17 protein-coding genes, 1 tRNA gene and 1 other RNA gene are annotated in these 19,201 nt (G+C 29.2%); 15 read left to right on the forward strand and 4 right to left on the reverse strand.

The annotated features are described in order from the left end of the window. Positions 1-73 precede the first annotated feature (73 nt). From CSUB8523_RS07750 to CSUB8523_RS07790, 9 genes are all read left to right on the forward strand, one after another. On the forward strand, positions 74-451 hold the full coding sequence (locus tag CSUB8523_RS07750; RefSeq protein WP_012661962.1) for a chemotaxis response regulator CheY: 378 nt from the start codon (positions 74-76) through the stop codon (positions 449-451). A 12-nt stretch (positions 452-463) separates the two neighbouring features. Further along, on the forward strand, positions 464-1,300 hold the full coding sequence (locus CSUB8523_RS07755; RefSeq protein WP_043020127.1) for a 50S ribosomal protein L11 methyltransferase: 837 nt from the start codon (positions 464-466) through the stop codon (positions 1,298-1,300). Continuing rightward, positions 1,300-3,222, forward strand: a complete 1,923-nt coding sequence (gene ftsH / locus CSUB8523_RS07760) for an ATP-dependent zinc metalloprotease FtsH (RefSeq protein WP_043020423.1) — start codon at positions 1,300-1,302, stop codon at positions 3,220-3,222. The genes CSUB8523_RS07755 and ftsH overlap by 1 nt, the downstream gene beginning before the upstream one ends. Then, on the forward strand, positions 3,222-3,839 hold the full coding sequence (locus CSUB8523_RS07765) for a phosphatidylserine decarboxylase-related protein (RefSeq protein ID WP_039664446.1): 618 nt from the start codon (positions 3,222-3,224) through the stop codon (positions 3,837-3,839). The genes ftsH and CSUB8523_RS07765 overlap by 1 nt, the downstream gene beginning before the upstream one ends. After that, complete coding sequence (gene pssA, locus CSUB8523_RS07770) at positions 3,836-4,546, forward strand: CDP-diacylglycerol--serine O-phosphatidyltransferase (protein WP_039664447.1); 711 nt, start codon at positions 3,836-3,838, stop codon at positions 4,544-4,546. Before CSUB8523_RS07765 ends, pssA begins: the two co-directional genes overlap by 4 nt. A gap of 59 nt (positions 4,547-4,605) precedes the next feature. Then, positions 4,606-5,160, forward strand: coding sequence for a membrane protein (locus CSUB8523_RS07775; RefSeq protein WP_043020128.1), 555 nt, complete (start codon positions 4,606-4,608; stop codon positions 5,158-5,160). A 49-nt stretch (positions 5,161-5,209) separates the two neighbouring features. Continuing rightward, positions 5,210-5,299: transfer RNA gene (locus CSUB8523_RS07780), tRNA-Ser, on the forward strand. Between the two features lie 96 nt (positions 5,300-5,395). Beyond that, positions 5,396-6,865, forward strand: a complete 1,470-nt coding sequence (locus CSUB8523_RS07785) for a Y-family DNA polymerase (RefSeq protein ID WP_043020129.1) — start codon at positions 5,396-5,398, stop codon at positions 6,863-6,865. Next, positions 6,858-7,052 carry a hypothetical protein gene (locus CSUB8523_RS07790; RefSeq protein ID WP_043020130.1) on the forward strand — a complete coding sequence of 65 codons (195 nt, stop codon included), beginning with the start codon at positions 6,858-6,860 and terminating at the stop codon, positions 7,050-7,052. Before CSUB8523_RS07785 ends, CSUB8523_RS07790 begins: the two co-directional genes overlap by 8 nt. Before the next feature lie 19 nt (positions 7,053-7,071). Here the strand turns inward: CSUB8523_RS07790 and ciaB are convergent, their stop codons facing one another. Then, positions 7,072-8,907, reverse strand: a complete 1,836-nt coding sequence (ciaB, locus tag CSUB8523_RS07795) for an invasion protein CiaB (protein WP_043020131.1) — start codon at positions 8,905-8,907, stop codon at positions 7,072-7,074. 64 nt (positions 8,908-8,971) lie between these two features. On the opposite strand from ciaB, the gene CSUB8523_RS07800 reads away from it, so the two are divergent. The 4 genes from CSUB8523_RS07800 (at position 8,972) to CSUB8523_RS07815 (ending at position 14,945) form a co-directional block, all read left to right on the forward strand. Further along, the gene (locus CSUB8523_RS07800) at positions 8,972-9,376 is read left to right on the forward strand and encodes an acyl-CoA thioesterase (RefSeq protein WP_043020132.1); all 405 of its coding nucleotides are present in this window, start codon (positions 8,972-8,974) and stop codon (positions 9,374-9,376) included. A gap of 64 nt (positions 9,377-9,440) precedes the next feature. Continuing rightward, complete coding sequence (locus CSUB8523_RS07805; protein WP_039664452.1) at positions 9,441-10,370, forward strand: ribose-phosphate pyrophosphokinase; 930 nt, start codon at positions 9,441-9,443, stop codon at positions 10,368-10,370. 116 nt (positions 10,371-10,486) lie between these two features. Continuing rightward, positions 10,487-12,421, forward strand: a complete 1,935-nt coding sequence (locus CSUB8523_RS07810; RefSeq protein WP_039664453.1) for a site-specific DNA-methyltransferase — start codon at positions 10,487-10,489, stop codon at positions 12,419-12,421. Beyond that, complete coding sequence (locus CSUB8523_RS07815; RefSeq protein ID WP_043020133.1) at positions 12,414-14,945, forward strand: DEAD/DEAH box helicase family protein; 2,532 nt, start codon at positions 12,414-12,416, stop codon at positions 14,943-14,945. The genes CSUB8523_RS07810 and CSUB8523_RS07815 overlap by 8 nt, the downstream gene beginning before the upstream one ends. Positions 14,946-14,972: 27 nt before the next feature. On the opposite strand, the gene ssrA is transcribed toward CSUB8523_RS07815, so the two are convergent. Together ssrA and CSUB8523_RS07820 are read right to left on the reverse strand one after the other, a co-directional pair. Further along, positions 14,973-15,330: a transfer-messenger RNA gene (gene ssrA, locus CSUB8523_RS09685) on the reverse strand. Between the two features lies 1 nt (position 15,331). Further along, entirely contained in the window at positions 15,332-15,742 is a 411-nt protein-coding gene (locus tag CSUB8523_RS07820) for a hypothetical protein (protein ID WP_043020134.1), read from the reverse strand. An 87-nt stretch (positions 15,743-15,829) separates the two neighbouring features. Between CSUB8523_RS07820 and ruvB the strand changes: the two genes are divergently transcribed. Beyond that, a complete protein-coding gene (gene ruvB / locus CSUB8523_RS07825) occupies positions 15,830-16,840 on the forward strand; it encodes a Holliday junction branch migration DNA helicase RuvB (RefSeq protein ID WP_043020135.1) in 1,011 nt (336 codons plus the stop codon). Then, entirely contained in the window at positions 16,830-17,873 is a 1,044-nt protein-coding gene (locus CSUB8523_RS07830) for an AI-2E family transporter (protein ID WP_043020136.1), read from the forward strand. The genes ruvB and CSUB8523_RS07830 overlap by 11 nt, the downstream gene beginning before the upstream one ends. 7 nt (positions 17,874-17,880) lie before the next feature. On the opposite strand, the gene CSUB8523_RS07835 is transcribed toward CSUB8523_RS07830, so the two are convergent. Then, positions 17,881-19,182 carry an MFS transporter gene (locus tag CSUB8523_RS07835; protein WP_043020137.1) on the reverse strand — a complete coding sequence of 434 codons (1,302 nt, stop codon included), beginning with the start codon at positions 19,180-19,182 and terminating at the stop codon, positions 17,881-17,883. Between the last annotated feature and the right edge of the window lie 19 nt (positions 19,183-19,201).

Consider the following 19,201-nt stretch of genomic DNA (forward strand, 5'->3'; position numbering starts at 1 on the left):
CTTTAATTGATTAATAAAAATAAAAACGATACAATTACATCTTATGTAATTAGATCGAAATAAAGGAAAAAAAGTGAAATTATTAGTAGTTGATGATAGTTCTACCATGAGAAGAATAATCAAAAACACTCTTGTAAGATTAGGTCATAAAGATGTTTTAGAAGCTGAGCATGGTGTAGAAGCTTGGGATTTACTTTCACAAAATGATGATATTAAAGTTTTAATTACTGATTGGAATATGCCTGAAATGAATGGACTAGAACTAGTTAAAAAAGTAAGAGCGGAAGAAAAATATGCTGATATGCCTATTATCATGGTAACAACAGAAGGTGGTAAGGCAGAGGTTATCACAGCCTTAAAAGCAGGTGTAAATAACTATATTGTAAAACCTTTTACACCTCAAGTATTAAAAGAAAAACTTGAAGATGTTTTAGGAACAAACGAAGGCTAATTATAAGTTTTTATGCAAACACATTATTACGAACTTTTTTTTCAAACAGATAAGGAATACTTAAATTTATTCCTTGATCTTGTTTTTTCTCTAGATATAGATGCCATAGAAGAAAAAAATAATGGTGTTTATATACGCTCAGAAGAAGATATAGAACTCATTCAAATAGCCCTGCAAAGCTTTCATCAAAAATTATGTGAAAAATTTAATACTCAGATTTATTTTTATTCTACTTTAGAAAAAAAAGAAAATAAAAACTGGATAGAAGAGTATAAAAAAGGCATACAAGCTTTAACTATTGACAATATTCACATTCACACCACTTGGCAAAAATCAAAACAAGATAAAATCAACATTATTATAGATCCTGCTTTAGCTTTTGGTTCAGGACATCATGAAAGTACTTACACTTGTATAGAATTTTTACAAAAATACACAGATAATTCTAAATTTTGTTTAGATGTGGGTTGTGGAAGTGGGATTTTAAGCATCATCATGGCAAAACTTGGTGCAAAAGTACAAGCATGCGATACAGATGAACTAGCTATAGTTGCTAGCAAAGAAAACGCACAATTAAACCACGTAAACTTTAATGATATTTGGGTAGGCTCCGTTAATAAAAGCTTACATAAATATGATATAGTAGTAGCAAATATCATCGCTGATATTTTAATCATACTAGAAAAAGATTTAAAAGAAAAAACCAAAGAAGGCGGAATTTTAATCTTATCTGGTATTTTAAACAAATATGAAGAAAGAATTAAAGATAAATTCAAAGATTTAACTTTGTTGGAATGCAAACACAAAGGAGAATGGTTGAGTTTAGCTTACAAAAAGGAAATAAAATAATGAATAAAAAGTCAAACGATCCAAAAGATAATCCAAACAATAATAGCTTTTTCAATAGAAATCCTATTTTTATTTTTGCTCTTTTTGCTATTGTGATGATTCTTTTATTTAAAGGATTTTCAGATGATGGTAACATGGGCATTATGGGCGGAGAAAATACCAAAAAGGTTACTTATTCTGAATTAAAAACCTTAATCGAAAACAATCAAATCGCCCAAGTTAACATAGGTCAAACCACCATCAAAGCGGTTTCTAAAGCAGGAAATATGGTATATATCACTAAAAAAGTTGCAAATGATGCCACTTTTGTACCTTTGCTTGATTCAAAAGGTGTTTCATATGGAGCTTTTAACGAGAGTAATTGGTTTATAGATATCTTGCTTTCTTGGGTTTTACCAGTGTTTATTTTCTTTGGTATATGGATGTTTTTAGCTTCTCGTATGCAAAAAAATATGGGCGGATCTATACTTGGCATAGGAAGTTCTAAAAAACTTGTAAATTCAGAAAAGCCAAAAGTTAAATTTAATGATGTAGCTGGCGTAGAAGAAGCAAAAGAAGAAGTTAAAGAAATAGTTGATTTTCTAAAATACCCTGAAAGATACATCAATCTTGGTGCAAAAATTCCAAAAGGTCTTTTACTTGTGGGTCCTCCAGGTACAGGTAAAACTCTACTTGCAAAAGCTGTTGCAGGTGAAGCTGATGTGCCATTTTTTAGTGTATCAGGCTCATCTTTTATAGAAATGTTTGTAGGGGTTGGTGCTTCAAGAGTAAGGGACTTATTTGAAAATGCAAAAAAAGAAGCTCCTGCTATTGTTTTTATAGATGAAATTGATGCTATAGGTAAATCGCGTGCGGCAAGCGGCATGATGGGTGGAAATGATGAGAGGGAACAAACTTTAAATCAACTTCTAGCAGAAATGGATGGCTTTGGAACCGAAAGTTCTCCGGTAATTGTATTAGCCGCTACTAATCGTCCTGAAGTACTTGATGCGGCTTTACTTAGACCTGGACGTTTTGATAGACAAGTTTTAGTAGATAAGCCTGATTTTAAAGGCAGATGTGATATTTTAAAAGTTCATATGAAAGATGTTAAAATTTCACCTGAAGTAAAAGTAGAAGATATCGCAAGATTAACAGCAGGTCTTGCAGGTGCTGATTTAGCAAATATCATCAATGAAGCAGCTTTACTTGCGGGTAGAGATTCTAAAAAACATGTAGAACAAAAAGACTTAGTTGAAGCAGTAGAAAGAGCTATAGCAGGACTTGAGAAAAAATCACGTAGAATTAATGATAAAGAGAAAAAAATCGTAACTTATCATGAATGCGGCCATGCTTTAATCGCTGAAACCACAAAAGGTGCTAAAAAAGTAAGTAAAGTTTCTGTTATACCGCGTGGTTTAGCAGCCTTAGGATATACGCTCAATACACCTGAAGAAAATAAATTTTTAATGCAAAAACACGAGCTTTTGGCTGAAGTTGATGTACTTTTAGGAGGACGTGCAGCTGAAGAAATTTTCATTAAAGAAATTTCAACTGGTGCAAGCAATGACCTTGAACGTGCAACTGATATCATAAAAGCTATGATTTCTATGTACGGTATGAGTGAAATCGCAGGTTTAATGGTGCTTGAAAAACAAAGAAATACTTTCTTAAGTGGTGGACAAACCATCAAAGATTATTCTGATAAAATGGCTCAAGATTTAGATGAGTATGTGAAGAAAACCTTAGATGAACGCTATGCGGGTGTAAAAGAAATTTTAAAAACTTATAGCGGTGCTATAGAAGTAATGGTACAAGCACTCTATGAAGAAGAAACTATTGATGGTGCTAAAGTAAGAGAGATTATTAAAAATTATGAGGAAGAAAACAATCTTCCAACACACTTAGAAGAAAAAGAGCAAGAAGTTACCAAGGATAACTAATGAAAACAAATTTTATTGCAAAGGCTGGTTGGAATTTACTTATAGTTCTAGCTATAGTTTTTGCAATAGCTCAATTTATATGGGGATTTTCTTGGCTTTTATGGTGTATTTTTATACTTTTTGCTTGTCTTTTTAGAACTAGTAAAATCGATTATATAGCAGATCCAAATACCATCATAGCTCCTATAGAAGGAAAAATAAAATGCATTAAAGCAAGCTCATATAAAGAGCTTGGTGAATGCATAGAAGTACAAATTATAAATAATATCATCCACCAAGGCAATATCATAACTCCACTTGATATGGATATAGAAGAAACTAGGATAAGACATGGACTTTTTTTATGTCCATTTATGAAAAATACAAATTTAATGGGTGAAAGAATGTTATTTTTAGCACGCTCTAAAAGTAAACAATGGGCCTTGCGTATCATTTTTGGCACCTTAAATAAAAAAGTTCATATTGATGATTTTGGTCATCATTTAAACCATGGTCAAAACATCGGCTTTATGTTTGATGGTAGTGTAAGTTTACTACTTCCAAAAGATACTAGAATTTGCGTAAATGAAAATGATAAAGTACGCATTGGTGCATTGATAGGGTATTTAAATCCATGAATTTTAAACTAATTTATATTTTACCTAATCTTTTTACAGCTGCTTCCATATTTTTAGGCATTATTTCGGTGATTGCTTCTATTAATCAAAATTTTGATAAAGCATTAATTTATATCATTTTATCATTAATTTGCGATGGTTTAGATGGGCGTGTGGCAAGAGCTACAAATTCAACTTCTAAATTTGGAGTTGAATTTGATTCATTGGCAGATTTGATCGCTTTTGGTGTTGCGCCTGCTATACTTTTTTATATGAGTATAGGTTATGAGTATGGTCGTTTTGGCTCTTTGATAGCGGGTTTATTTGTGGTATTTGGTGCTATACGTTTAGCAAGATTTAATGTAACCACAGGTACTTATGAACCTTCAGTTTTTATAGGACTTCCTATACCAACGGCTGCAGTTGTAAGTGCATTATGGGTTGGTGCTTATTTGTATTATGATTTTTTACATAACTTTTCTTTGATGATAGTATGTATTCAAATCCTTTTAGCTTTTTTAATGGTCAGTAACATAAGATACCCAAGTTTCAAAAAGATTGATCTAAAAAGAGCAAATGTATTAAAAGTGTTAATTCTTCTAGTAATCTTATTTTCTATGCTTTATTTGTACTTTTTAGAAAGTGCTTTAATTGTAGCAAGTTTATACGTATGCTATGGACTTGTGCGTAGTTTTTTTACTTTAATGCGTAAATTTAAAAAAGATTAGATTTTATTTTCACTTCATTTTTTAATAAATATTTTTTATTTTAAAAAAGGAGTTAAAAAATGAATAAGAACAAATTATTCAGACAAATTCACATTTATATTAGTTTATTTTTCCTACCTTTGGCTTTTTTATATGCGCTTACAGGTTTTGCATATTTAGCAGGTTTTAACGGAGAAAGTGGTGCTAAAGTTCAAAATTACAAAGTTCAAGCTATTATCCAAGAAGGTGCTGAAGCTGAATTTTTAATTGATTTTTTACAGAAAAATAACTTAAAACTTCCATTATCTCTAGAGCCTAAACTCAATAAAAAAAATGGAGCCATAGAGCTTGGTATCATCAACTATACTGCTAGTATTCTTAAAATTTCAGAAAATAATTATAAGATTACTACCAAAACAAGAAGCTTACTTGGTAACATGGTTTTGCTACATAAAGACAAAGGTATGTGGTATTTTTCTGTGCTTGGATTGGCTTTTGCACTTGCTATGATAATCCTTTATATTTCAGGGCTTTTAATCACTATCATAACTATACACAAAGATAGAAGCAAGCAAATAGCGGTTTTGAGTGCTGGTTTTATTATAACTTTAATCATAGCTTATCTTAGTGTATAAATTTAAGGTATATCTTATAATCAATAAGATATACTTTCTATTTTAACATGGACAGATGGGTGAGTGGCTGAAACCACACCCCTGCTAAGGGTGCAGATCTTAACGGGTCTCGAGGGTTCAAATCCCTCTCTGTCCGCCACTTATAAAATCCATTTCTTTCATCTATTATAATAGTTTTTATTGTTATAATTAACACTATTAAACTTAATAAATCTAAAGGCAAGCTTCACATACTATGCAATTTTACGCTTCTATTGATTTAAAATCTTTTTATGCTTCAGCTGAATGCGTTTTAAGAAATTTAGATCCTTTAACAACTAATCTTATTGTAGCAGATGAATCAAGAACGGATAAAACTATCATACTAGCTGTTTCACCTGCACTAAAAACTTATAATATACCTGGTAGATTAAGACTTTTTGAGTTTAAACAAAAAATCCATTCAATTAATAAAGAAAGATTAAAACAAGCTCAAAGACATCACTTCAAAGCTAAAAGTTTTAATACATTAGAACTAAAAAATGATTTAAATTTAGAATTAGATTACATCATAGCTAAACCTAGAATGGCTACTTATATAGAATTTAGCACAAAAATATATAATATTTATTTGAAGTATTTTGATGCTAAAGATATCCATATATACTCTATTGATGAAGTTTTTATTGATCTTAGTTCTTATCTTGAAAAATACAAACTTTCAGCTTATGAGCTACTTACTAAGGTTTTACTTGATATTTTACATAAAAGTAAAATTACTGCAACAGCAGGCATAGGCACAAATTTATACTTAGCTAAAATTGCCATGGATACACTTGCCAAAAGACAAAAAGTAGATGAAAATGGCTTGCTTATAGCCTTTCTAGATGAAAAATTATATAGATACAAAATGTGGGATCATAGACCATTAAAAGATTTTTGGCGCATAGGTAAGGGTTTAGCATTAAAGCTCGAAAATTTAAATATTCATACTATGGGGGATCTTGCAAGATTTTCTTTAAAACACGAAGCTTTACTTTATAAACACTTCGGTGTTAATGCTGAACTTTTAATCGATCATGCATGGGGTGTTGAAACTTGCACGATGAAAGATATTAAAAACTACAAATCACAAAATCACTCTAAAGTCATGGCTAAGGTTTTACCTTTTGCATATGATAACAATCAAGCAATGAAAGTTTTAAAAGAACTTGTTGACCATTTAGTACTTGAACTTATTCAAAATAACCTTAAAACAAATCATATTACGCTAGATATACAATATGATAAAAGCAATTTAGAAAATTCAAACCTTTTAGCATCTTATGAAGGAACTATTACTAAAGATAATTATGGAAGAACTATACCCAAAAATGCTCATGGAAGTATAAATTTAGAAAATTTTACCCATTCTTTAAAAATTATCAATAAAAAAACCTTAGAACTTTTTTGCATAATCAGCGATAAAAACTTGAGCATTAGAAAAATCAGCCTAAGTTTAAATAATATCACAGATAAAGTACAAGAAAATTTCCAAGAATTAAATTTATTTAGTGATTTTAATGCAATTTCACAAGAGAAAAATCAACTTGAAAAAGAAGAAAAACTCCAAAAAGCAAGACTTCAAATCATGCAAAAATTTGGCAAAAAAGCTATTTTAAAAGCTTCAAGCTTGGATGATGAGACTAAAGAAATTACTTCTTTAATAGGAGGTCATAATGCATGATGATTATAAAGATATAATAGACATAAAATATCAAAAATCAAAACAATTTCCACCAATGTCAAGAGAAAAAAGAGCGGCGCAATTTGCTCCATTTTCAGTACTAAATGGTTTTAGCAAAGCTATTTTAAAAACACAAAAAGATATGGAAGAAACATTAGAAAAAAGCAAATATCAAGAAGAAAGTTAACTTTCTTCTTGAAGTTGTATTATCTTGCGTTAGAGTACTTCTCAAACTCTCCACTTTCATCGATTTCATTGCCATAAAGTTTGTGTAATTCATAGTAATATTTTACAAATTCTTTACACTCATCATTAAGTGGTAAAAATACCCCATCTTCTAAAACACAAAATTCATCTAGATAGTTTTTAGCATCTTCTTTTAGTATATAATGTCTTGCTAGCTTATAGTAATTTTGCATAAATACAGCCTTAAAACTCTCATATGCTTCTTCGTCAAATTTAATGTTTAATTTCTCATTTGCAAAAGATAGCACCCCTGATTTAAACAACAATGACAAATGAATCAAACCTTCTGTATAATAAGGCTTAACCTCCTCTACTCTTTGCCAAGAAATCAATCCTATAGCCCTTTTAATAAGCTCATAAAATACAGGAAGCTTTAAATCATCTTCTTCATGCAAAAAGAAATTCACAAGCCCACCTGCAGTGGCTTTAAACTCTTCTATATTTTTAAACACACCACTTTCATTCATTTTCTTTTCACTATCATTTGCCACAAAGAAAATATGCCCAAACTCATGACCTATAGTAGAAACTTCATAAATTCTTTTCCATAGTTTTTCATTATAAAATAAAATTTCTCTACCATAATCTAAAAATTCTTTTTCAAACACCATAGAAGAAAGCTTCATAAAAGGCTTGGTTTTAGCATTTTCATAAACATAATTTAAAAAAGCAAAGATCTTTTTACCTGCTATATTACTTACATACTCATCATTTGGTACTACTTGAGCAGAAAAAAGTCCCTTAAGCTCTGCTCCATAAAAAATCATAGGCATACAAATATAAAGCTGAGTTTTCTCAAGATTAAAATTCACTTCATCAAACAAAACCTCATCTTCTTCATCTAAATTTGCATACACCATTGCAAAGCTTTCTTTGATTTTATCTTTAAACTCACCCCCATTAAAATCACTCATATCTTCTAAGCGTATATCCCACTCAAGTGCTACTGCATGTGTATAAGAGTCTTCATAGTATTCTAAAGGATGACCAATTTGTAATGGGCATTTTACTTCCATCCATGCAAGTTCTGCTTCTTGCCATTTTTTAACTACCTCGTTATTGTCTTTTTCACAAAAAGCAAATTTTAATTTTTCTATATAATCAATATAAGCATTTTTTTCATCATCTAGCGCACAATTTCTTAGTTTTTCTAAAAGTTTATCAAACTCATATTCAAGCTTTAAAACTTCATTTTCAAAAGCTTTTGCATAAGGTAAAAATTTCCAAATAGTCCCTATTTTGACTAAAGCCCCATAGCTTCTTTCACAAATTTCCCCATCTTGGTTAAACTGATAAAGTTCATTTTGTTTTAAAAACTCCAAAGCATCGCTTAAATTTGGAAATTGTTCTTTTAAGATTTTATTATTTGTATCTAAAATTTGCTTACTCCAAACAAGCTCAAAGGAATTCATTACCACGCCTATATTATGCACACCTTGAGCTAAAGCCAAATAAAACTCATCAAGTAAATTTTTATTCTTAATCTCATCAATTAAATCTTGGTGCTCTACTTCATAAAAAGCTCTTACTAAAGAAAAAACTTTATATTTTATTTGAGCAATTTCTTCTTCACTTAAACCTTTTTTCTCAAGCTCTTGAACTAAATTTTCCTCTTTTAAATCCACCAAGCGACGCAACATTGCCAAAACATTGCTTTTTTCATTTTCAAGATTAGCCAGTTCTAAAGTTCTATCTATCAAAGGGTGACTTTGATTAGTTTGAAGTATATTATAAAGACTATTGATATTTTGTTTCCTATTTTTCACAATTTTTGCTATTTGCTTAAAATCATTCATTTTTTACCTTTCTTTATTTTTAAAACTTAATTATAATGTTTTTTTTAAAACACAAGGAGAATGCATGAAAGATATGGGAGAACCTAAGCTAAGAGTTATAGCCATGCCAAGCAATACAAACCCTGCTGGTAATATCTTTGGTGGTTGGATCATGTCACAAATTGATCTAGCTGGAGCCATTGCTGCAAGAGAACTTTCCCCTCAAAGAGTAGTAACCGTAGCAGTGGATAAGATCATTTTTAAAGAACCAATTTTCGTAGGTGATTTGGTATCTTGTTATGCAAAAATCATCAAAGCAGGTAATACTTCTATCACCGTAGCAGTAGAAGTAGTTACCCAAAGAGCTAATGATTATGGCCGTGTATATTGCATGCATGTAACTTCAGCTGTAGTAACTTATGTAAGCGTAGATAAAGATGGAAATAAATTTCCTATTGATGCGGATTTAAAAAGATTACACGGCTTTTGATATATTTTATTGTATTTTTAAAAAAAATTTTATATCATCACAAAAAACTTTCTAAGGCTTATATATGCGTGGATATAAAATATTTTCTGGTTCAGCAAATGAGGAATTTGCTAAAAAAATCTCAAAATACCTTTCACTACCTCTAAGCAATGCAGGTGTGAAGCGTTTTAGTGATGGTGAAATTAGCATTCAAATAGATGAGAGCGTGCGTGGTAAAGATGTATTTATCATACAAAGCACTTGTGCTCCAACTAATGATAATTTAATGGAGCTTTTAATCATGACAGATGCTCTGCGTCGCTCAAGCGCAAGCTCTATCACGGCTATCATTCCTTATTTTGGTTATGCTAGACAAGATAGAAAAGCAAGTCCTAGGGTGCCTATTACTGCAAAATTAGTAGCAAATCTCATTGAATCAGCAGGAGTGGATAGAGTAGCCACCATAGACTTACATGCTGGACAAATTCAAGGCTTTTTTGATATACCTGTGGATAATCTTTATGGAAGTATTATTTTTAATGATTATATCAAAAATAAAAACTATAAAAATCCTATCATCGCAAGTCCTGACATAGGCGGTATAGCAAGAGCTAGAAGCGTAGCAAAAGCTTTAGGACTTGATATTGTTATAGTAGATAAAAGACGTGAAAAGGCCAATGAAAGCGAAGTAATGAACATCATCGGTGATGTAAAAGATAAAGAAGTAATTTTAGTAGATGATATTATCGATACAGCAGGAACCATCGTAAAAGCTGCTGAAGTATTTAAAAGCAAAGGTGCAAAGTCTGTAATAGCTTGCTGTACTCACCCTGTACTTAGTGGTGTAGCGTATGAGAGAGTAGCCAAAGATGCGCTTGATGAGCTAGTAGTAACTGACACTATACCTTTAAAACAACAAATGGATAAAATCAAAGTCCTAAGCGTAGCACCTATTTTTGGTGAGGTAATACGCAGAGTTTATCATAACGAGAGTGTGAATTCTTTATTTGTATAATAGTTTTATGGGTTAATTCCATAAAACTATATTTTTTAGCTTTTTCTAATTTTTTCCGCTTTTAAGAGCAATTTTCATATAATAAACTATAATCAATTAAAAAAGGAAAACAATAAATGCTAAAAGATAAATTATTGCAGGATTTAGAAGAACATTTTGAAACTCTAGGACAAGTTAGAAACTTAGCACAAATTTACGATGAGAAATTATTTGTTTATCTTTTAGAAGAAAGTAAATATAAAGAAGAATTTAAAAGTAGATTTTTTCTTTTTAGCAAAAAAACTTTGGTTTTTAAGCTTGATGATTTTTTAAATTTTTTAGATCTTAGAAGCTTGGGTGGTAGCTTTACAAGCTATGCTAATAAAATAGGACTGGCAAATAAAACAAAATCTCTTTTAAAAACAAATAACGAAGTAGTATTAAATTTTGCTTTTAAAGATGGTGTTATAAAAGGCGGACAAAGCAAGGATGAGCAAAAAACACAAGAAATATTTTTTAATGAAATACTAGCCTGTGATGAATTAGATGTTTTATTTATCCCAAAGGCTTTGTGTAATTTTGAACTCATAGGGGGGGGGGATTTAAAAAATTCACTTTTAGATAATAATTTACTTCTTAAAGGAAATAATCTTTTAGCCTTATATTCTTTAAAAAAACTCTATGCAAATAAAATAAAATTAATCTACATTGATCCACCTTATAATACAGGTAATGATAGTTTTAAATATAACGATAAATTTAATCATTCTACTTGGCTTACTTTTATGAAAAATCGCCTTGAAATAGCTAAAGAATTTTTAAAAGATGATGGTGTAATTTTTGTACAATGTGATGATAATGAGCAAGCTTATTTAAAAGTGCTGATGGATGAAATTTTTGGCAAGGATAATTATTTAAGAACAATTAATATCAAAAAGAAACAGTCAGCTGGTGTAGGACAAGATGCATTTATTTTAGATGTTACTGAATATATTATTGTATACTGTAAAAATAAAAATAGCTTTACATATAACAAATTTTATATAAATGTTGATTTTGATGAAAAGCAAATGAAAAATTACAAAAATTATATAATCATTAAAGATAAAATCTTACTAAAAGAAAAAAATGACCAAACATGTGGCATGCTGAAAATATATAAACTTGATTATGAAATTTGTAAAGCAACTAATTTAACACATGAAAAATTCATAGAAAATTTTAATAGCCACTTTACAACATATAATCCACAAAGCACATTTGCTAAAAGAATGATTGCTAGTTTAGATAAAAATTTTTACGAAGTTGAATATAAACCCATAAGAGGGAAAAATCAAAATCAAAATACTAGTGTGTATTTTTACAATAAAAGAATTGTTCAAATGTTACATTCTATTGCTTATATCAGAAAAAATAAGATAATAAAAAAGCAAATCCTTGATAATTTTTGGAGTGATATTAGCTGGGATATTATAGGTGATCAAGGAGATGTAGAATTTAAAAATGGAAAAAAACCTGAAGCACTACTTCAAAGAATAATCGAAATCTCCACCAATGAAAACGACATAGTAATGGACTTTTTTGCAGGAAGTGGCACTACTTTAGCCGTTGCTCATAAAATGAAACGCAAATGGATTGGCATAGAACAAATGGATTATATAGAAACTATCACAAAAGAAAGACTTAAAAAAGTCGTAAAAGGTGAGCAAGGTGGTATCAGCAAAGCAGTAAATTGGCAAGGTGGTGGAAATTTTGTTTATGTTGAACTTATGTCACTTAATGCAATTTATAAAGAAAAAATACAAAATTTAAACGATGAAAAAGAACTAGATAACATTTATCAAGAGTTAAAAACTAAAGCTTTTTTAGATTATAGAGTGGATATAAATGAAATCTTAAAAGATAAAGAATTTGAAAATTTAGACTTAAAAGATAAAAAGGAAATTTTAAAACTTACTTTAGATTCTAATATGGATTATGTTTTATATGGCGATATAAAAGATGAAGATTATGCTATATCCGAAGAAATAATAAAACTTAATAAAATATTTTATGGTGATGAAAATGTTTAATAAAAAACTACATGAGCTTTTACAAGAAGAATTTGGAAAAAGAGGTATAGAGCAAATAGAAATTCCTTTTTATATAAAAGAAAATTTATCAAAAGAGTTAAGATTTTATCAAGAAAAAGCTCTAAAGCATTATTATGCAAATTCTGATAGCATAAAACAAAGACATTTAATGTTTAACATGGCAACTGGAAGTGGAAAAACTCTTATAATGGCAGCTTTAATACTAGATTGTTATAAAAAAGGATATAGAAATTTTATATTTTTTGTAAATTCTACTTCTATTTTAGAAAAAACAAAAGAAAATTTTGCAAATATTTATTCAAACAAATATCTTTTTAAAGAAAATATAAATATAGATTCTAAAAATATAGAAATTAACATTATAAATAATCTTTTTGAAAGTAAAGATGAGTGTATAAATATACATTTTACAACCATACAAGCTCTATTTTCTCTTTTTAAAAATGAAAGAGAAAATTCTTTAAGTTTTGAAGATTTAAAAAATAAAAAACTTGTATTTTTAGCTGATGAATCTCATCATTTAAATAGCAATACTAAAAATAAAAATGAAAATGAACTTAAAGAAGGCTGGGAAGCTATTATAAAAAAAGCTTATGAAAGCAATGATGAAAATTTATTATTTGAATTTAGTGCTACTATTCCGCAAGAATTTAATGTTTTAAAAAAATATCAAGATAAAATAATTTATGAATATGCTTTAAAAGAATTTTGCGAAGATGGATATTCTAAGCGTATATTTTTAGTCAAGTATGACAATGATAGCTTAGAACATAGATTTTTAGGAGCTGTGCTTTGTAGTCTTTATAGAGAGTTATTGGCTCAAAAATATAAAATCGCTTTAAAACCTGTTATTTTATTTAAAAGTGAATCTATAAAAGAATCTATACAAAATCAAAAAAATTTTATAGATTTTATAGATAATTTACAAAGCTTGCATATAGAAAATTTTTATAAAAACATAAACGAAGAAAGCGAACTTTTATATAAGAGCTTGGAGTTTTTCAAAAAAGAATATCAAAATACTTATGCAAAAACTATTGTAATTTTTTTGAAAAATAATTTTAAAACGCTTTATATGCTAAATACAAATGATGATAAAGAACTAGAAAAAAATCAAATTTTACTTAATAACTTAGAAGAAAAAAACAATCAAATAAGAGTTATTTTTTGTGTAGATAAACTTAATGAAGGATGGGATGTTTTAAATCTTTTTGATATAGTTAGACTTGGTAACAAAAAAGCAAGTAAGGCTATAACTACTAAAGAAGTACAACTTATAGGAAGAGGTGCTAGGTATTATCCTTTTAAAAGCGATTTATTTGATTTTGATGATGAGCTTAAATTTAAAAGAAGGTATGATAGTGATCTTAAAAATGAATTAAATGTCTTAGAAAGATTAACTTATCATACTAGAAATGATGTTGAGTTTATCAAACAACTTAACGAAAATATGAGAAAAGAAGGATTATTATTTGAAGAAGAAAAAACACGCATAGATTTAATAGTCAATGAAGAAATAAAAAAAATCGTTAAAAATAACAAAATTTATTATGCTAATAATAAAAGAATTAAAAAATGTGATTTGAAAAATTTTAATATTAAACAATCTGAGTTAAAACAAAAAATAACAGATTTACAAATTCCTTATTTTTCAAATTCTATAAAAGAAAGCGAAGAAAAATTTGAAAAAATCAAAGAAGAATATGATCTTCAAAAACCATCTACTCTTAATCATATAAATAGCATATATTTTTTAAAAGCAATGAATATATTAGGACTTGATTTTAATAAGATTAACGAAAATTTAACTTTTAAAAGTAAAAAAGATTTTATAGAAAATTATTTAAAAAACATAGAAGTTCGTTTTTCAAAAAAACAAGAATTTAATCAAATAAATAATCTTAAAATAGCTAAATATATTTTAGAAAATTTTAAATCATTCAAGCAAAGCATAAAACAAGAATATGAAGTAAGTGAGTTTGAAACTCACGAATTTAATATAGGCGATAAGATAGTATTTAAAAATAAAAAGAATTTTAAAGAAATGAATTTTGAGTGGCTTTATCATAAAGCTTTTTGTTTTGATAGTGATTTAGAAAAAGATTTTTTGATTTTCATAGAAGAACATAAAGATGAAATTGATAAAATTTTTTCTAAATGGTTTATTATAAGAAATGAAGGTTTTGAAGAATTTAAAATTTATGATAATAGAAAAGATGAAACAACTTATGCGACGGGATTTGAACCTGATTTTATTTTCTTTGGTAAGAAAAAAGATAATGATAATTTTTTAAATATACAATGTTTTATAGAAACAAAAGGAGAGCATTTAGCTAAAGGAAATGATAAGTGGAAAGAAGATTTTTTAAAAACTTTAAAAGGAAAAGAAATTAGTATAAACAATGGCGCAAAATTAACTCTTCAATCTTTACCGTTTTTTATAAACAAAAACTTTAAAATGAATGATAAATTTGTTAGTAGTTTTGATGAATTTTTAATATAAACACGAAAATAGAATGAGAATTATTTATGGTGGAGACGAGGGGAATTGAACCCCTGTCCAAAAATAAAACAACCACGGCATCTACATGTTTAGCAAAGGTGAAAAATTCATCCAGCCAAACTCACCTTCCAAAATTTCAAGCTAGACTAAGACTTTAACTTCAATCAAAACTTGTCAAATTTCAATCTACACTATCAAAAATGACCAAATTCTAAGCTAGATAGTATCACTTAAAATTCAGGCTCAACTGAACCTACGCAGCTTTAGCGTAAGCAGGAGCAAATTTAACGTTGTTTGCGTTTAATTTTATTTGAGCTTTATACGCTTTGCTCAAAGCGACATGCCACCAAGGCCACTTTACTCCTGTCGAAGCCAAGTCGTCCCCATTATTGAGAAATTTTATCTGGAACATTTGCAATCTGAGGATTAAACATGCTTAAAAAAGAAGTATTTTTTTCATAATCACTGCAATATCTATCAAGTTGCTCACCCACTAAAAACATCCAATCCACAAATTCATCACTAGCAGGTCCATCAAATTTAGCTGCTTCTTGCATGATTTCCTCACAAAAAGTGCAAAAATTCGCAATTTCATCTAAATTTAGTCTTTTAGCAGCCCAAACTACATTGTGGATATTTTGCCCTAAGTCTTTTAAAGCTTCTTTGTATTTTAAGCTATCACTGCTTAGCTTTACTATCAAAGGCTCTAAAACATCACAAAGACTTCTAAAAAAATACAAAAAACGCTCGATTTCTTCAAGCTCGTAATCTAACTCTAATTGCTCTAAAATTCCCATAAAAACTTCTATAATCTAAGTTTAAATGTTTATTTTAGCAAATTTTAGATAAAATTAAAATTTCTTACAAAATAAAATGGAAAAAATATGGATAGAATTGTAGAGATTGAAAAATTCTCCCCTGATGAGACTTATGAAACAAGCCTTAGACCTTCAAATTTTGATGGCTACATAGGACAAGAAAACATTAAAAAAAATTTAGAAATTTTTATCAAAGCTGCTAAAAAAAGAAATGAATGTCTAGATCATATCCTTTTTAGTGGGCCTGCAGGACTTGGTAAGACAACTTTAGCAAATATTATCTCATATGAAATGAATGCAAATATCAAAACTACTGCTGCACCCATGATAGAAAAAAGCGGGGACTTAGCTGCGATTTTAACCAACCTTAGCGAAGGAGATATTTTATTTATCGATGAAATTCATCGCTTAAGTCCCGCCATAGAAGAAGTGCTTTATCCTGCTATGGAGGATTTTCGTCTTGATATTATCATCGGTAGTGGTCCTGCTGCACAAACTATAAAAATTGACTTACCAAAATTTACTCTAATAGGTGCTACTACAAGAGCAGGTATGCTAAGCAATCCTTTGCGCGATCGCTTTGGTATGCAATTTCGCTTAGAATTTTATAAAAATGAAGAACTTGCTATCATTTTAGAAAAAGCGGCCCTAAAGCTTAATAAAACTTGTGAAAAAAAGGCTTCTTTGGAAATAGCCAAACGCAGTCGCTCTACTCCAAGGATCGCACTAAGGTTACTTAAACGTGTAAGAGATTTTGCTGATGTTAATGATGAGGATAACATTAGCGAAAAAAGAGCCAAAGAAGCACTAAATTCTTTAGGAGTAAATGAGCTAGGTTTTGATGCAATGGATTTAAAATACTTAGAACTTTTAACAGAAGCCAAAAGAAAACCAATAGGACTTTCAAGCATAGCCGCAGCACTAAGTGAAGATGAAAATACTATAGAAGATGTTATAGAACCTTACTTACTAGCAAATGGCTATATAGAAAGAACAGCCAAAGGTCGTATTGCGAGTTTAAAAAGCTTTGATGTATTAAAACTAAAATATAACAAAGGCTTATTTGATGAAAAATAGTAATTTTTTCTTAATTAGTTTTATTTTAATCATTTTATTTTGGGTGCTTTATTTATTTCAGCCTTTTTTAATGAATATTGCCATAGCAAGTTTGATGGCCGTTTCCACTTCCAATATCAATGTTAAATTTCTAACTATTTTTAAAGGAAAAAAAGTTGTTGCAGCTACTGCTACCACTGCATTTATGTTGGCTATGTTTTTTATACCTTTTGTTTATGCTGTCATAGAACTAGTAAAGGCTGCAAAAGGTTTTGATGTAAACTATTTTCACAATACTATAGAATATTTCAAAAATTATTCTTTACACTTACCTGAGTCTTTAAGCTTTATAGAACCTAAAATCAAAGAAGCATTAGCAAGTATTGACTTAAATTCTATCTCTAAAAATATTTTAACCTATCTTTCAAGTGCAACTAAATTTGGTACGAAATTTCTAACAGATATGGTATTAATTTGTGTATTTTATTTCTTTGCTAATCTTTATGGATCCCAACTCATTGGTTATATCAAAACCATAATTCCTATGAAAAAAGAAGAAACTCAAGGCATTTTAAGTGAAGTGAGTAATGTAATGTCTGTGGTGTTTTATTCTATGGTGCTAAATGCTATTTTACAAGGAGTACTTTTTGCTATCATTGCTAAAATTTATGGCTATGATGCTATTTTAATGGGGATATTATTTTGTTTTAGCTCTTTAATCCCTGTAGTGGGAGGGGCTTTGGTTTATGTGCCTGTTTCTTTATATGAATTTGCAAACAATAATCTAAGCGGTGCTTTGGTGATTTTTATCTATAGCGTTGTGATAATATCTTTTATCGCGGATACTTTAGTAAAACCCTACATCATTAAATGGATTAATGAAAAACTTGTTCAAATTCCAACACAAATCAATGAGCTTTTGATTTTCTTTGCAATGATAGCAGGAATTTCAAGTTTTGGTTTTTGGGGTATTATCCTTGGACCTGCTATTTTAACTTTCTTTATCTCTACCTTAAAATTATATGTGATTTTAAAAGAAAAACATTTTGTATAAAAGGCGATTATTTTCCAATAATCGCTAAAATTTCCCCTTCACTTGTAAATTTTTTATTGTATTTAATCACTAAAAATTTAGAGTTTTTATATACATCTAAAACACCGTTTATATTTTTAAATACATTTAAATCATGTTTTGTTTCTAAAGACAAATAGACATTTTTAAAATCCGCTGGACTTTGCAAAAACAAAAGCAACACAAACCAAAGACAAGACAAAACAACCAAAATAAAAGCAAGAGTAACTAAGCTAAAATGATGTAAAAAATACCCTCCTATAACACCACCCAAAAAGCTTCCAAAATAACCAAAAGCATTAAATACACCTAAAGCCGCGCCTTTTTCATTTACCTTAGCAAATTTACTCGCACAACTTTGCATGATAGGTTCGTGTAGATTAAATCCTATAAAAAATACCACAACACCCACCATAAATACTAAAGCATTGTATGAAAAAGCAAATATAATATAAGCAATAATAAAAAATGCCACACCTAAAAGCAGTATCTCTTTGCTTAATCCTCTTTTTTCTCCCAAAGATCCTGACAAACCCATAGCCAAAAAGCCAAGCACCATAGAGCTAACATATACATACCACAAATTTTCACTTGGGTAATTAAACTCATGTACCAAAACCAAAGGTATACTCAAAAATGCGATGCTCATAAGCAATTTTTGCATACAATTAGTAAGGTTCATTAAAGCTAGATTTTTTTCTTTTAGAAGTTTTTTTAATGGAGTTTTGGTATTTTCATGTATGATTGTATGTTCTTTTGGCACAACACTAAATAAAAGCACGATACAAATTAAACTCAAAATAGCACTTAAATCAAATAAACTTGAAAGTCCAAACTTAGCACTCATTAAAGGAGAAAGCACTAAAGAGACTGCAAAAGAAAGCCCTATAAATGATCCCATGATAGCCATCGCCTTGCCACGATTTTCTTCATTGATAAAATCACTTATCATGGCAGTAGCTACTGCACCTATAGCCCCTGCTCCTTGTAGTAATCTTCCAAACATCATCGTATAAATATCATCTGCATATGAACACACCAAAGAACCTATGATAAACACGATAAGTCCTATTAGCATAGTTTTCTTACGCCCTATTTTATCTGAAATGATTCCAAAAGGAACTTGCAACGCCATTTGAGTGAGAGCATATACTCCTACCAAAAGTCCCACTAAAAACTCATTAGCTCCTTTTAAATTTAAAGCATATAAACTTAAAACCGGCAAAACTATAAATAATCCAAAAAATCTAGTCCCAACAATAAAGGACAAAGGTAAAACTGTTTTAAGCATTTTTTCTCCTTATAAAGGA

The organism is Campylobacter subantarcticus LMG 24377 (assembly GCF_000816305.1).
Taxonomy (GTDB): domain Bacteria; phylum Campylobacterota; class Campylobacteria; order Campylobacterales; family Campylobacteraceae; genus Campylobacter_D; species Campylobacter_D subantarcticus.